This is a genomic window from Corynebacterium sp., assembly GCF_030532325.1.
In the GTDB taxonomy this organism is placed as follows: Bacteria; Actinomycetota; Actinomycetes; order Mycobacteriales; family Mycobacteriaceae; genus Corynebacterium.
On the sequence record NZ_JAUNLS010000012.1, the window covers coordinates 8,170 to 22,759 of the forward strand.

The following is a 14,590-nucleotide window of genomic DNA, read 5'->3' on the forward strand; positions in this document are numbered from 1 at the left end:
AGCGCAGGAGGAGGCAGCGACGGAAGAGGATGCGCAGGACTGGGCCAAGCAGGCCCTGCGCCTGCTGGAGCAGGCCGCCGGCGACGGCAGCGTGCCCGAGGAGTCCCGCCCCCTGGTGATCTCGCAGGCCGTCGACGTCGCAGCCCTGGCGGCCGCCCAGGATGCCGGCGCCCAGGCGGAGAGCGTGAGTATTCCGCCGCAGCAGCGCGCCGCCGCCGAGGAGCTCCTGGAGTGGGAGTACACCCAGCTCTTCGGCCTCGACTTCGCGCGCTCCTATGCTTCCCCGGAGATGGAAAAGGACATCGACCAGCGCCTCGAGATGCACGAGCGCAGGGTCTTGGTTCTGCAGGCCGCCCTGGAGCAGCTGGCAAAATCCGCGGACTCCGCCAAAGAAAATGTCACCGTGCCGCAGCCGCGCCCGGCTTACACTGCCCCGGCAGGCGAGAAGCTGCCCGTCGACGCCGCCACCGCGCAGAGCTTCGTGGACGCGCTGGGCTGGAACGACACTCTAAAGTGGAAGCAGGCCGCCACCGCGGCCGCGCAAGAGGGCCAAGAGGGCATTGATAACGGCACTGGGAAAGAAAAAGCCAACCCAACCGGCTGGTTGGATTGGCTGATTCGCACCGCGGGGCAGTCCGCGGCGCTCTAAGCGCTCCGCCGGACAGGCGGGGCTGCTCAATGCGGCCTGAGCCCCCTAAGACAACCGGACTAGCCGTGGACCAGCTCCACAAGCTTGTCCACAATCTCACCGGCGGGCACCTCGAGGGTCTCGCCGCCGCGGATGCGCAGCTCGATGATGCCCTCGGCAAAGGAGCGGCCGAGGATGGCGATGTACGGCATGCCCAGAAGCTCGGCGTCCTTGAACTTCACGCCCGGGGAGACCTTGGGGCGGTCGTCGAAGAGCACTTCCAGCCCGGCCCGATCGAGGTCCTCGACCAGCTTCTGGCCGGCCTCGAGCGCGGCGGCGTCCTTGTTAGCCACCGCCACGTGCACCTGGTACGGGGCTACGGCCACCGGCCAGTTGAGGCCTTTGTCATCGTGGCGCTGCTCCGCCAGCACGGCGAGCATGCGGGTGATGCCGATGCCGTAGGAGCCCATGGTGGGCACGGCGCGCTTGCCGTTCTCATCCAGGATCTGCACGTTGAAGGCCTCGGTGTATTTGCGGCCCAGCTGGAAAATGTGGCCCAGCTCAATGCCGCGCTCCAGGGTCAGCGTGCCCTGGCCCTCCGGGGCTGGGTCGCCTTCCTTGACCTCGGCGGCCTCAATGAACTCGTCGACGGTGAAGTCGCGGCCGGCCACGCAGCCCAGCACGTGGTAATCGGCCTTGTCCGCACCGGTGATCCAGGCCGAGCCGGCAACCACGCGGGGATCGGCGTAAACCTTGACCTCGTGAGCGTTGAGTGCACGCGGACCCACAAAGCCCTTGACCAGGAAGTCGTGGGCCTTGAAGTCCTCCTCACTGGCCAGCTCGAACTCGAGCGGGGCCAGGGAGGCCTCGAGGCGCTTCTCATCGACGGCGCGGTCACCGGGCACCAGCACGCCGGCCAGCTCCCACTCGCGATCCTCCGGGTTCTCGCAGGGCTGGCTGACCTTGATCATGAGGCACTTGAGCGTGTCGGCGCCGGTGGCCGGGTGGCCGGCCACCTCGATGTTTGCGCCTTGGGCCCAGGCCACGAGGGCTTCGATGGTGGTGGCCCCCGGGGTGTGCTCCTCGCGGGCCTCCGGCTGGCCCTCGAGGGGGATGTCCTCTGGCACCGGGGTGACCACGGCCTCGACGTTGGCGGCGTAATCGCCCTCGGTGGCACGCACGAAGGTGTCCTCACCCACCGGAGAGACAGCGAGGAACTCCTCCGAGGCAGAACCGCCCATGGCACCCGAGGTGGCCTTGCAGATGGCGTAGTCGATCTCCAGGCGGTCAAAGATGGCCTGGTAGGCCTTGCGGTGGCGAGCATAGGACTCGTCCAGGCCGGCGTCGGTCATGTCGAAGGAGTAGGAATCCTTCATGGTGAACTCGCGGCCGCGCAGCACGCCAGCGCGGGGGCGTTCCTCGTCGCGGTACTTGGTCTGAATCTGGTACAAGGTCACCGGGAAGTCCTTGTAGGAGGAGTACATGTCCTTGACAGCGGTGGTAAACATCTCCTCGTGGGTGGGGCCGAGCAGCATGTCCGCACCCTTGCGGTCCTTGAGGCGGAAGAGGTTATCGCCGTACTCGCTCCAGCGGTTGGAGGCCTCGTAGGGCTCGCGAGGCAGCAACGCCGGGAAGAGCATCTCCTGGGCGCCGATCTTGTTCATCTCCTGGCGGATCACGTCTTCGATCTTGCGCAGCGCGCGTAGACCGAGCGGCAGCCACGTGTACACGCCCGGCGCGACACGACGCACATATCCGGCACGGACAAGCAGCTTGTGGCTGGGAACTTCAGCATCGGCGGGGTCCTCGCGCAGCGTGCGGAGGAACAACTCAGAAAGACGTGTGATCATGGTTGAACAGTTTACATCGCTAGCATGAGTGCATGTTCATCATCCTCCCTCCTTCTGAGACCAAAGCACACGGTGGTTCCGGGCCCGCCCTGAACTGGGAGAAGCTCTCCTTCCCCGGACTCAATTCCATCCGCCAAGAGATAGCCGCGGAGCTGGAAAACCTCGACGTCGATACCGCGCTTAAGGTGCTCGGCATCTCCGAAAAGCTGCGCGCCGAGGCCGAGTCCAACACCCGGTTGAGTTCCTCGCCCACCATGCCGGCCATCGAGCGCTTCACCGGAGTGCTGTACGACGCCCTCTCCCCCTCCACCCTGCCGCCAGCAGCCCGGGAGTGCCTGGCTATTGGCGACGCCCTCTTTGGCATCCTCCGCGCCGAGGACCCCATCCCGCACTACCGGCTCTCCGGCGGCAGCAAGTTGGGCGGGCGCACGCTGAAGTCGCGCTGGGGCAGGGCCATCAGCGCCGAGCTGGAGGCCTTAAGGCAGGGTGGCGAGTTGATACTCGACATGCGCTCCGGGGCCTACCAACAGCTGGGCAAGCTCAAGGGGGCCATCACGGTGCGGGTGGAATCGGTGCGCGAGGACGGCAGCCGGAAGGTGGTCTCGCACTTCAACAAGCACTACAAGGGCGAACTGGCCCGGGTGCTAGCACTGGCGCACGCGCGCGGCGAGGAGCTCAGCGGCATCGAGGAGCTCGCCGCCGTGGCCGAAGCCGCGGGCATGCGCACAGAGATTCGCGGCAGTGAGCTGGTCCTCGTCGTGTAAATGGCCGGAGCTTAGCGCGCCGCGTAGCGCAGGCTGTTGCGCTCCACCCGGCACTCGGTGGCGATGGAGATGCCCGAGGCAACAAGCCCGCGCTCGCGCAGCCTAAACATATTGTCCACCACCTTATCGCGCAGCTGCCAGGGCGAGATGGTGTTGATGTAAACCTTGGTGCCGCCCTCGAAGCCGGCCAGGGTGGACACGCGCAGTTTGATCATCACGCGCCAGGGCTGCGGCAGGTCGAAGTTCGGCGGACGGTGGTGCCACTCCTCGTTGCAGGGGGCATCGGGGCCCACCGCGGCGTGGGCGGCGTGCATGAGATCGGACATGCCACGGATTTCGCCCGGGGTCTGCTCCCAGGGCTCGCAGCGCGCGGACTTGGAGAAGATCTCCAGGGTGGGATAGCGGTGGCCGAAGCCCGCGAAGAGCACAGCGTAGTCATTTTCCGCAATGACCAGGTTGTGCTTGGCGGCATAATCCACAGCCCACTCGTTGTACATGTTGGGGTGATCGCGCAGGATGTCATTCTCCCTGGCGGCGGCCATGCCCATATCGTCGATGGCCACCAGCTGCTTGTGCAGGTGATCAAAGGAAGCGCCCGCCGGGGCCAGCCAGTTCTGGAAGGCCACCACGTAATCGGCGTAGCGGTTGCGCGAGTAGAGATCCCGCATGGAGTCCGCGGTAAAGGAGGTCAGCAGGAAGTGCTCGTCCGGGTCGAGGGTTCCGGAGGAGGCCAGCTGGCTGTTGTCGGTGGCGCCGTCGACGAAGTGGCGCTGGCCGATGATGACGTCGTGTCCCCCGCCGAAGAAGCTGCCGGCGTGGGCGAGCAGAGTGGCGTCGTCAAGCGAGGCGTCCTTGCCCGCTGCCTTGAGCTTGGTGCGCACGATGCCCAGCACGTGCTCGCGCCCGGCGGCATCGGACAGGTAGCGCTCCATGCGGGCTGCGGAGTCCTCGTCCATCTGGTAGCCGTAGTTGGCGCTCCAGTAGTCGTAGGAGACGATTTCAAAGAGGTTGGGCACGCAGCGAAATGCTGGTTCGCTGTCCTCGAGCTGATTCGGCAGCAGCCCGCGCAAGATCTCGCCAGAGTGCAGAATGCGGGCCTTTTCCGGCGGGGTGTCGAGCATGCGCCCGGCACAAAAAGCACAGGTATTCAGGTTGGCGTTGGGGCCAATCGGCTCGGGGCTGGCCACCGGCCGCGAGAGCGGGCGGTCGCCGCGGCCGGGTACCGTCCAGACCTCCGTGCCGGAGAAGGGATTGACTTGCTTGACGGTGCCATCGGCCATCATTTGAATCGGCTCGACGCGGCTGAACAGTGCTTCGCTCATGGCCACCACAGTAGTCGCATCACGGTGAGACGAGCCGTTACACTAGGCGGCCATGCAGCATAGATTCTTCGAAGTGGACGTCTTTTCCACCGGGGCATTCAGCGGAAACCCGCTGGCCGTGGTGGCCGATGCCGAGCACCTGAGCGAAGCGCAGATGCAGCGCATCGCCCGCTGGACCAACTTTTCGGAGACCACCTTCTTAAGCGCCCCGGGCGCTGCGGGCGCCGACTATCAGGTGCGCATCTTCAGCCCCGCCGGCGAGCTACCCTTTGCCGGGCATCCCACGCTGGGCAGCGCCCGGGTCTTTGCCGAGCTCAGCGGCGGAAATCTCAGCGCGCGTAGCCGCCTGGTGCAGCACTGCCCCGGCGGGCTGATCACCGTGCGCGCGCAGGAAGGGATCTTCTCCTTTGCCAACCCACCGCTGCACCGCAGTGCTGCGCTGCGCCCCGCCGAGTTCGAGCAGGCCTGCGACTTCCTCGGCCTTGAGCCCGGGCAGGCCCTGGACCACGCCTGGGTGGACAACGGCCCCGGCTGGCGCCTGCTGCACGTCCCCGACGCCGAGGTGCTGCGCGGGCTGCGCCCCCGCTTCGGCTCCGCGGCCGCGTGCAAGGTGGGCGTGGTGGCCCTGACGGACCCGCCGGCTGAAGACGCCTACGAGGTGCGCGCCTTTACCCCCGCCTTCGAGGATCCCGTCACCGGCTCGCTGCAGGGCGGCATCGCGCAGTTTCTGCGCTCGCGCGGGCTCGTACCCGAGCGCTACACCGCTGTGCAGGGGCTGAGCCTGGGCCGGCGCGGCCGCGTGCACATCGAGGACGACAGCACCGACATCTGGGTGGGCGGCCGAGCCACCATCCGGGTGCGCGGGTGCCTGGACAGCGGGGAGGTCTAAGCATGACAATGATTCACCACGACTTCGCCTCCGCCTTACCCCGCATGGCCGTGGCCGCCCGCGGCGAGGAGCAGCCCGCCCCGCGCCTGGTGCAGCTCAACGAGGAGCTCGCCTGCCAGCTGGGGCTTGACCCGCAGTGGCTGAGATCGGAGGAGGGCCTGGATTTCCTGCTGGGCCGTGGCAGCGAGCCCGCCCACGCGCTTGCCTACGCGGGCTTTCAATTTGGCCAGTTCAATCCCTCCATGGGCGATGGCCGCGCTCTGCTGCTCGGGGAAGTCACCGGCCCCACCACCGCCTACAACCCAGCCGGACTGTGGGATCTCCATGCCAAGGGCACCGGGCCCACGCCCTTCAGCCGCTGGGGCGCGGACGGGCGCGGCACCCTGCGCTCCATGCTGCGCGAGTACCTCAACGCCGAGGCCATGCATGCCCTGGGCATTCCCACCACGCGCTCCCTGGCGGTTATCGCCACCGGCCGCAAAATTCAACGCCAGGTGGTCGAGGAGGCCGGGGTGCACGTGCGGGTGGCCGCCAGCCACCTGCGGGTGGGCTCCTTCCACTACGCCGCACTGCATCCGGAGCTGCTTGAGCCCTTGGCCTCCTACGCCATCGCCCGCCATACGCCCGGGAGCACCGCCCGCGAGCTGTTCACCGGGGTCATGCACGCCCAAGTGCGCACGGTGGCGGCCTGGCAGCACGTCGGGTTCATCCACGGGGTGATGAACACCGATAACACCACCATCTCCGGTGAGACCATCGACTACGGGCCCTGCGCCTTCCTGGGCACCTACGACCCCAATGCCTGCTTCAGCTCCATCGATACCCAAGGGCGCTACCGCTTCGGCGCTCAACCGGAGATTCTGGGCTGGAACCTCGCGCGGCTGGCAGAGTCCCTCCTGCCGCTTCTGGGCGATACCCCCGACGAGGCATTGGCCTGGGCGCAGGAGGAGATCAACACCTTCGGGGAGCGCTTTGCCGCCGCCGAGCGCCGCGAGCTCGCCGCCCGCCTGGGTATTCCTGAGGATGAGCCGCAGCTGGCCGCCGACTACCTGGCGCTGCTGCGCAGGTATCGGCCCGATCTCACGCTGGCCAACGCCGCGCTTGCCAGCGCCTCCCCCACCGCACCCACCTACTGGCACGACGAGGACTTCCTCGCGCGCTACGCACGCCAGGCCACGCAGGCCCACGTGCCCCGCGTCATTCCCCGCCCGCACCTGGTGGAGCAGGCGCTGGTGGACAGGGATGCCTTCGCGGAGTTGCTGACAGCGGTGACCCATCCCTTTGACACACCCGCGAACCCAGCGCTCATGGAGCCGCGCAGCCTGGAGGGCTACCTCACCTACTGCGGCACCTAAGCCGCGCCCACAGCACCCTGCCCCCTGTGCCAGCCTCGCGGAAACCCCACCAAAGCCAAACAACAAAGCACACAGAAACACCCCGGGACCACGCGGGTTCCGGGGTGCGCTGCTCTGGCTGACTTACTTGGTGTCCAGCTTGAGGGTCTTCTGGGTGTACTCCCACATCTCCTCGTAGAGCTTCTTGTCCTTGGCCAGCTTGATGCCGTAAGACGGGATCATCTCCTGGAGCTTGTCGCCCCACTGGATCATGCGCTCACCGAAGCAGCGCTCCAGAAGCTCGACCATGACGGCCGGGGTGATGGAGGCACCCGGGGATGCGCCGAGCAGGCCGGCAATGTTGCCCTCTGGATTGTTGATCAGGGTGGTGCCGAATTCCAGGGAGCCGAAGCGCGGGGCGCCGGCAGGCTTGATCACCTGGACGCGCTGGCCGGCGATGACGGTCTCCCAGTCATTCGGATCGGCGTTGGGGACATACTCCTTGAGGGACTCGACGCGCTTATCAAAGTCCTTGAGTACCTCGGAGACAAGGTACTTGGTCAGGCCGAACTCCTGGACAGCCACACCGAGGTAAGAGGTGATGTTGTCCGGGCGGATGGACTTGAAGAGGTCGAGGTAGGAACCCTTCTTAAGGAACTTCGGCGACCAACCACCGTAGGGGCCAAAGAGCAGGCCTTCCTTGCCATCGATAACACGGGTGTCCAGGTGCGGCACGGACATCGGCGGGGCGCCCACAGCGGCCTTGCCGTAGACCTTGGCGTGGTGGCGCTTGATGAGCTCCGGGTTCTTGGCGCGCAGCCACAGACCAGAGACCGGGAAGCCGGCAAAGCCGTTGACCTCGCGCACGCCCGCCTTGCGCAGCAGGTCGAGTGCGTAGCCGCCGGCGCCGACGAAGACGAACTTCGCGCGCACGACGCTGTAGTCACCGGTGTGGACGTTCTTGGTGTAGACCTTCCAGGTGGAGCCGTCGCGCTTGATGTCGACGACCTCGTGGCCGTAGCGCACCTCGGTGCCGGAAGCCTTGGCGGCGGTGAGGAACTGCTTGGTCAGCGCGCCGAAGTTGACGTCGGTACCGGCCTCGGTCCAGGAGATGGCGACCTTCTGGGAGTTGAAGTCGCGGCCTTCGGACATGAGCGGCAGCTTCTCCTGGAAGGTGGCGTCATCGTCGCTGAACTGCATGTTCGGGAACATGTGGTTATCCTTCAGCGCGTCGAAGCGGCGGCGAAGGTAATCCACCTGAATGGCGCCCTGCGCGAAGGAGACGTGCGGGATGGGGTTGATGAAGTCCTTCGGATCGGTGAGGATGCCGTTGTCGAGCTGGTGGGACCAGAACTGGCGGGAGACCTGGAACTTCTCGTTGATGTTCAGGGCCTTGGAGATATCGATGCGGCCGTTCTTCTCCGGGGTGTAGTTGAGCTCACACAGAGCGGAGTGGCCGGTACCCGCGTTGTTCCATGGGGACGAGGACTCCAGCGCTGGGCCGTCGAGACGCTCAAACACCATCTGCGTCCAGCTCGGCTCGAGCTCACGCAACATGGCACCGAGCGTGGCGCTCATGATGCCAGCACCGATGAGTGCAACATCTACTTCGTCTACTACTTGTGCTGTCTTCTTGTCGGAGGACACCTTGATTTACCTCTTTGAATACGAATTGTGCGTTACACCGTACGCTGACACGTACCTTGTAATTCTTCGCCCAACGCCGCCCGCCAGCCTCGCGACGGGAGCGGACACGTCAAGCATTGTCCATTTAGCTTACGCCTTTAAATCTCAAATAGGCATTTGTACCCCGCAGCCATGCCCGTTTTGCTTCCCCCTCCCCCCGATTGAGCTGCGGGTCACGCCGTGCGTCGAGATGGTTCTTCAGCCTGGGGAGCCGGCGCGATCACGCACGTCCCGACGCGTGAAACCCGGCGGACCTACTATTGAACGCATGACTGCACCCTCGTTACAGTGGACCACCGATATCCTCGGCCCAGATTTCCAGTCCGCGCCCTTGCCCTTGGGCCCAGATCCCGATGGTGAGGGCGATATTTACGCCACCCTCGTGCACTACGCGCCCGACGCTCAAGACACCTCCCAGCGCCCGGCCCTGGTGTGGGTGCACGGCATGACGGACTACTTCTTCCAGGCACACGTGGCCGAGTTTTTCCACCAGCACGGCTACGATTTCTACGCCGTCGATCTGCGCAAGTGCGGGCGTTCCCACCGCAGCGGCCAGTCCTGGCACTACATCAGCAACCTGCACCACTATGGCACGGACCTCAACGCGGCTCTCGACGCCCTCCCCAACCCCCAAGTCGGCTTCATCGGCCACTCCACCGCCGGGCCCATCCTGGCGCTGTGGGTGGATTCCCTGCGCCGCACGGATCCGGCCCGCTACCAGCGCATCAGCTGCGTCATCTTCAACAGCCCTTGGCTGGGCATGATGGGCATGTCGCATGGGTTCTACAGCGTGGCCAAACACGCCATCTTCGCCCTCGGCGGCCTGTTTCCCAACGCCCCGCTGCCGGGTGGCAACCTCACCGCCTACGGCGAGTCCATCCATGCCGACCACCACGGCGAGTGGGACTTCGATCTCGCTCTCAAGCCGCTGGGCGGGCACCCGAAGAAAATGGGCTGGATTCGCGCGGTCTTCAAGGCCTTCGACGAAATCCACTCCGGAGCTGTCACCATGGGCGTACCGCTGCTGACCCTGACCTCGGACCACTCCGAGCTGGGCAAGCCCTACAGCGAGGCCACCAACACCGCCGACGCCATCGTGGACACCGCGCACAGCCAGCGCTGGGCCAAGGAACTGAGCGCGCACTACACGCTGCACGTGATACCCCAGGCCCGCCACGACGTCTTCCTCTCCCTCACCGCACCCCGCGAGGAGGCTTGTGGCGCCTGCCTGGACTGGCTGGATAAGGTCATGCCCGCCGCTACCACATAGGCGCGCGTGGCAGCCGCCAGAACCAGCACGAGACCCAGCACTGAAGACATCCACAGCTGAAGAAAACCTACAACTGTCAGAAACACATCTAATTAATAAGGAGAAGACGTGAACAACGCACAGAACCTCAACGCCCAGCACTTCGACCTCGTCATTATCGGCACCGGCTCGGGCAACTCCATTCCCTCGCCCGAGTTCGATGACAAGTCCATCGCCATCATTGAGAAGGGCACCTTCGGCGGCACCTGCCTCAACGTGGGGTGCATCCCCACCAAGATGTACGTCTACTCCGCGGACACTGCGCTCTCCGCCCGCGAGGGCGAGAAGCTCGGCGTGCACGCCCACGTGGACAGTATTGACTGGGACACCATCGTAGAGCGCGTGTTTGCTAAGCGTGTGGATCCCATCGCCCAGGGCGGCGAGGCCTACCGCCGCGGCGAGGAGACCCCCAACATCACCGTCTTCGATCAGCATGCCCGCTTCATCGGGCCGAAGACCCTGCAGTGCGGCGAGGATGTCATCACCGGCGATCAGATTGTCCTCGCCGCGGGTGCTCGCCCGAACGTCCCGGCGGTCTTTGCGGATTCCGACGTGAAGATTTACACCAACGAGGACATCATGCGCATGCCGAAGCAGCCGGAGAGCCTCATCGTGGTCGGCGGCGGCTTCATCGCCATGGAGTTCGCCCACGTCTTTGACGGCCTGGGCACCAAGGTCACGGTGGTCAACCGCTCGGAGACCCTCCTGCGCTTCTTGGACGAGGATCTCAGCTCCCGCTTCAACGAGATCGCCCGCCAGCGCTACGAGGTTCGCATCGGCGGGGTTAAGAAGGTCGAGCGCCGCACAGCCGAGGCCACCGATGCCGCCCAGGCCGGCGTGCGCCTCACGCTTGACGACGACTCCGTGGTCGAAGCCGACGCCATCCTCGTGGCCACCGGGCGCATCCCCAACGGCGACCTCATGAATCTGGAGGCCAGCGGCATCGAGATGCACGAAGACGGCCGCGTGAAGGTCGACGAGTTTGGCCGCACCACCTGTGAGGGTGTGTGGGCGTTGGGCGATGTTTCCTCGCCCTACATGCTCAAGCACGTGGCCAACGCTGAGCAGCGCGCTGTTGCCCATAACCTGCTCCATCCGGAGAACCTACAGCCGATGCCGCACGAGCACGTGCCCAGCGCCATCTTTACCCACCCGCAGATCGCCACCGTGGGCCTGACTGAGGCCCAGGCGCGTGAGCAGGGCTACGACATCACCGTGAAGGTGCAGAACTTCGGTGACGTGGCCTACGGCTGGGCCATGGAGGACACCACGGGCATCTGCAAGCTGGTCGCGGACCGCGCAACTGGCAAGCTGCTGGGAGCCCACCTCATGGGACCGCAGTCCTCCACTCTCATCCAGCAACTCATTACCGCCATGGCGTATGACCTGGATATGCGCACCTTTGCCCGCACGCAGTACTGGATTCACCCGGCTCTGCCTGAGGTCGTAGAGAACGCCGTTCTTGGTCTAGACTGGCAATAAACTGTGTTACGTGATGAAACTCACATCTCCTTAGGCAGCATTTTCGCAGAAAAAGCATTTTCCCACCGCAACCCCACAAATGAGGACATCCCCGCATATCCAATTTCGGCCACTTTCGGGGGAGAACCCCCTCTCCCCTGCACCAAAAACCAAGAAAGGCGTGCATTTGGCCTACGCATTAGATAGCTTTATTCAGGACATCGGCCCGAGCCGAGTATTTCACCGGCGACCGCGTGTTTCTGGGAATTCCCTCAATTCCCAATAACACTTAGGTTTTCCCACCGGGAAGCCTTGCAAGTACGACATTTAAGGATTTTTGATATGCGTATCCGCAATGCAGCCCTCGCCGGCGCAACCGCAATCGCTGTAGCTTTCGGCGGCACCACCGTTGCCACCGCCCAGTCCTCCGAGCCCTCCACCCCGGCAGAGGCCCCCACCGAGCAGTCCTCCAAGATCGACTGGCAGGAGAATGAGAAGGCTGACGGTCAGGCCATCTTCGGCTCCTCCAAGTCTGAGCACTGCGACGCTGACGAGACCGACAAGGAGTGCACCCACTTCAAGGATCAGCCGGCTTGGGCCAAGGCTTTCTACGGCCTGGGAATCGCTAGCGCCATTGCAGCCGTCATGGGCTTCATCGGCCAGGTCGCTAACTTCATCCAGTACGGCCCGTTCTCCAAGTAATAGCTCCACGGCTCAATCAAATTTCCGAAAGGTAAATACCAATGCGTAAGTTCCGCACCGCAGCCGTTGCAGCTGCCACCGCTCTGACCGTTTCCGTCGCTGGCATCTCCGTTGCCTCCGCTGCAGATGACACCCCGAAGGAAGAGACCACCAAGTCCGAGCTCTCCTCCGCCTTCGACCAGGTCAAGGAGAACGACAGCGATCAGTCTCTGTCCTCCAAGTGGGGCGAGGCCACTGGCGCTGACACCGAGGTTGGCAAGGACGAGATCGTCAACAAGCCGAACGAGGATACCCCGCTGTACGGCAAGGTCTGGCACGGCACCACCTACGCCGCTGTCGCCGCTGCTATCTTCGGCATCCTGACCGCTGCTTACAACGCTGCTGTCTACAACGGCATCCTGCCGAACCACATCCTGGACCCGATCTTCAAGAAGTAAGATCGCCACAGCGATAGCTGGTTGCAGTTAAGCACCTACCCCTTGTGGGTGGGTGCTTTTCTTCGTTTTCGATACTCGTGGATTCTGGCCGCACTTCTACTTCTACGCGCTATCTTTAGGTTGGGCTAAGACTCCCATTACTAGCGCCAGAGGGGGTTCTTTGGGGGTAGAAAATGGCCGTAAAATCTTGGAGTTTCCCACGAACTGGATAACAATTGCGCTACACTCTTCCTCGTGACTTGGGGCACTCTCTAGTTACCACAGTTTCTACGATGACGACAAGGACTCTCACTATGCGCATTCGCAAGGCCGCCATTGCTGGCGTCACCGCTCTCGCTGTCGCATTCGGCGGCACCGCCGTTGCCTCCGCTGCCGAGGGCAGCAGCAACGCTTCCACCACCGCTACCGCCACTCCGACCCCCAGCCCGGATAAGGACACCAACAAGAAGCCGGGTGGCTCCTCCGCTCTGGGCCAGGCCCTGGAGGCTGACAAGGAAGCTAACGCGCAGAATATCTTCGGCCAGCACTCCTCCATCTCCAAGGAGCCGAAGTGGGCACAGGCACTGGCCGGTATCGGCATCGCCTCCACCATCATCACCATCCTCGGTGGTCTGGTGGGCCCGGCGCTGAACTTCTTCAAGTACGGCCTGAAGTAAACCCTTCCTCTCTCCTACCCCACTCAAATCGAAAGGCTTCACCCAAGATGCGTAAATTCCGCACCGCCGCCGTTGCAGCTGCAACTGCTGTCTCCATCGCTTTCGCTGGCACCACCGTTGCTTCCGCCGCTGGCCCCGTTGAGGGCTCTGACCTGACCGACGAGCAGGTTCAGGACGCCCTCAAGGAGGACGCCGACCTCTCCGATATGTCCTCCGCGCTGTCCTCCAAGGGCGACGCCTCCCTCTCCTCCAAGCTGGGAGCTGTGACCGACGGCCAGATCACCGGCAACGGCGCCGACGCTTTCGGCTCCACCAAGAACGAGTCCCAGGTTCCGCAGTGGCTGCAGATCTGGCGCGATGGCACCTTCGTCATGGTTGCTGCCGCAGCTGTCTCCACCGCTGTTGCTGCCTACAACTTCGCCGTTCACCAGGGCGTTATCCCGGACTACGTGGCACAGACTCTGAAGAACATCGTCTCCTAAGACGCTCGCTTCTCCACAGCACAAAGCCCTCCACTCACGCCGTGACGCGCACGGTAAGTGGAGGGCTTTCTCTGTAGAGTGTGTAGAGCGCTAAGCCTCATCCGGCAGGGTGAGGATCTCGTTGCCGTCGTTGGTGATGACGATGGTGTGCTCGAACTGAGCGGTGAACTTACCGTCCACGTTCTGCACGGTCCAGTCGTTATCCCAGATCTCGTAATCCAGGGAGCCCAAGTTGATCATCGGCTCGATGGTCAGCGTCATGCCCGGCTCCAGGATGTCGCGGTAAGCCATCGAATCGTAGTGCAGCACCACCAGGCCGTTGTGGAAGGTCCGGCCCACGCCGTGACCGGTGAAGTCGGTGACCACGTTGTAGCCAAAGCGGTGCGCGTAGGACTCGATGACGCGGCCGATCACGTTGATCTCACGGCCCGGCTTAGCAGCCTTGATACCGCGCATCATGGCCTCATGGGTGCGCTCCACGAGCAGCTTGTGCTCCTCAGAAACGTTGCCAGCCAGGAAGGTGGCGTTGGTATCGCCGTGCACGCCATTCTTGAACGCGGTGACGTCAATGTTGACGATGTCGCCGTCCTCAATCACCGTGCTATCCGGGATGCCGTGGCACACAATCTCGTTGAGAGACACACAGCAGGACTTGGGGAAGTGCAGGTAGCCCAGCGTGGACGGGTAGGCGCCGTGATCACACATGTACTCGTGGGCCACGCGGTCGATCTCATCGGTGGTCACGCCCGGGGCCACGGCCTTGCCGGCCTCCTGCAGCGCGTTGGCGGCGATCTTGGAGGCCTCGCGCATGGCCTCAATGACCTCAGGAGTCTGGACGAAGGGCTCGCCCTGCGCCTCCTGGACGGTGTCCTTCCACACGTACTCCGGGCGCTCGATGGACTTCGGGACCGTGCGGATAGGGGTGGGCTTTTCTGGCTTTAGTTTTGCGCGAGTACTCATGGTTGTCCATGGTAGCCCTCCACCCTATTTCCGGCCAAAGAGCAGGCAGCACGTCAGCCCGGCGCCGCATCGCGTCGCACTCTGCTCCGGGCTCTGCCGCCGCGCACCGG

At 64.2% G+C, this 14,590-nt stretch carries 13 protein-coding genes and 1 pseudogene; 10 read left to right on the forward strand and 4 right to left on the reverse strand.

What is annotated here, in order from left to right; translation table 11 throughout:
- Positions 1 to 649, forward strand: a pseudogene (locus tag Q4E25_RS07530) (hypothetical protein); the annotation flags it as partial.
- A gap of 59 nt (positions 650 to 708) precedes the next feature.
- Here Q4E25_RS07530 and Q4E25_RS07535 read toward each other — a convergent pair.
- On the reverse strand, positions 709 to 2,478 hold the full coding sequence (locus tag Q4E25_RS07535) for a proline--tRNA ligase (RefSeq protein WP_303155997.1): 1,770 nt from the start codon (positions 2,476 to 2,478) through the stop codon (positions 709 to 711).
- Between the two features lie 32 nt (positions 2,479 to 2,510).
- On the opposite strand from Q4E25_RS07535, the gene yaaA reads away from it, so the two are divergent.
- Positions 2,511 to 3,242, forward strand: coding sequence for a peroxide stress protein YaaA (yaaA, locus tag Q4E25_RS07540; protein WP_303156000.1), 732 nt, complete (start codon positions 2,511 to 2,513; stop codon positions 3,240 to 3,242).
- A gap of 11 nt (positions 3,243 to 3,253) precedes the next feature.
- Here yaaA and Q4E25_RS07545 read toward each other — a convergent pair whose 3' ends face one another.
- Positions 3,254 to 4,564: a DUF4921 family protein gene (locus tag Q4E25_RS07545; RefSeq protein WP_303156003.1), complete on the reverse strand. Its 1,311-nt coding sequence runs from the start codon at positions 4,562 to 4,564 to the stop codon at positions 3,254 to 3,256.
- A 52-nt stretch (positions 4,565 to 4,616) separates the two neighbouring features.
- Between Q4E25_RS07545 and Q4E25_RS07550 the strand changes: the two genes are divergently transcribed.
- Positions 4,617 to 5,453, forward strand: coding sequence for a PhzF family phenazine biosynthesis protein (locus tag Q4E25_RS07550; RefSeq protein WP_303156006.1), 837 nt, complete (start codon positions 4,617 to 4,619; stop codon positions 5,451 to 5,453).
- A gap of 2 nt (positions 5,454 to 5,455) precedes the next feature.
- Complete coding sequence (locus tag Q4E25_RS07555) at positions 5,456 to 6,808, forward strand: protein adenylyltransferase SelO family protein (protein ID WP_303156008.1); 1,353 nt, start codon at positions 5,456 to 5,458, stop codon at positions 6,806 to 6,808.
- Between the two features lie 123 nt (positions 6,809 to 6,931).
- Here Q4E25_RS07555 and mqo read toward each other — a convergent pair whose 3' ends face one another.
- Complete coding sequence (mqo, locus tag Q4E25_RS07560) at positions 6,932 to 8,434, reverse strand: malate dehydrogenase (quinone) (RefSeq protein ID WP_303156011.1); 1,503 nt, start codon at positions 8,432 to 8,434, stop codon at positions 6,932 to 6,934.
- 307 nt (positions 8,435 to 8,741) lie between these two features.
- Here mqo and Q4E25_RS07565 point away from each other — a divergent pair, with 307 nt between their 5' ends.
- The 6 genes from Q4E25_RS07565 to Q4E25_RS07590 all read left to right on the forward strand — a co-directional run bounded on the left by Q4E25_RS07565 (position 8,742) and on the right by Q4E25_RS07590 (position 13,520).
- Positions 8,742 to 9,743: an alpha/beta hydrolase gene (locus tag Q4E25_RS07565; RefSeq protein WP_303156014.1), complete on the forward strand. Its 1,002-nt coding sequence runs from the start codon at positions 8,742 to 8,744 to the stop codon at positions 9,741 to 9,743.
- Positions 9,744 to 9,851: 108 nt separating this feature from the next.
- Entirely contained in the window at positions 9,852 to 11,264 is a 1,413-nt protein-coding gene (gene mtr, locus Q4E25_RS07570; protein ID WP_303156017.1) for a mycothione reductase, read from the forward strand.
- A gap of 321 nt (positions 11,265 to 11,585) precedes the next feature.
- Positions 11,586 to 11,945, forward strand: coding sequence for a hypothetical protein (locus tag Q4E25_RS07575; RefSeq protein WP_303156019.1), 360 nt, complete (start codon positions 11,586 to 11,588; stop codon positions 11,943 to 11,945).
- A gap of 41 nt (positions 11,946 to 11,986) precedes the next feature.
- Positions 11,987 to 12,382, forward strand: a complete 396-nt coding sequence (locus tag Q4E25_RS07580; RefSeq protein WP_303156022.1) for a hypothetical protein — start codon at positions 11,987 to 11,989, stop codon at positions 12,380 to 12,382.
- A 293-nt stretch (positions 12,383 to 12,675) separates the two neighbouring features.
- Positions 12,676 to 13,038 (forward strand): hypothetical protein, encoded by a 363-nt coding sequence (locus Q4E25_RS07585; RefSeq protein ID WP_303156024.1) that lies wholly within the window; start codon positions 12,676 to 12,678, stop codon positions 13,036 to 13,038.
- A gap of 47 nt (positions 13,039 to 13,085) precedes the next feature.
- On the forward strand, positions 13,086 to 13,520 hold the full coding sequence (locus Q4E25_RS07590; protein WP_303156027.1) for a hypothetical protein: 435 nt from the start codon (positions 13,086 to 13,088) through the stop codon (positions 13,518 to 13,520).
- A gap of 90 nt (positions 13,521 to 13,610) precedes the next feature.
- Here Q4E25_RS07590 and map read toward each other — a convergent pair whose 3' ends face one another.
- Entirely contained in the window at positions 13,611 to 14,480 is an 870-nt protein-coding gene (map, locus tag Q4E25_RS07595; RefSeq protein ID WP_303156028.1) for a type I methionyl aminopeptidase, read from the reverse strand.
- Positions 14,481 to 14,590 lie beyond the last annotated feature (110 nt).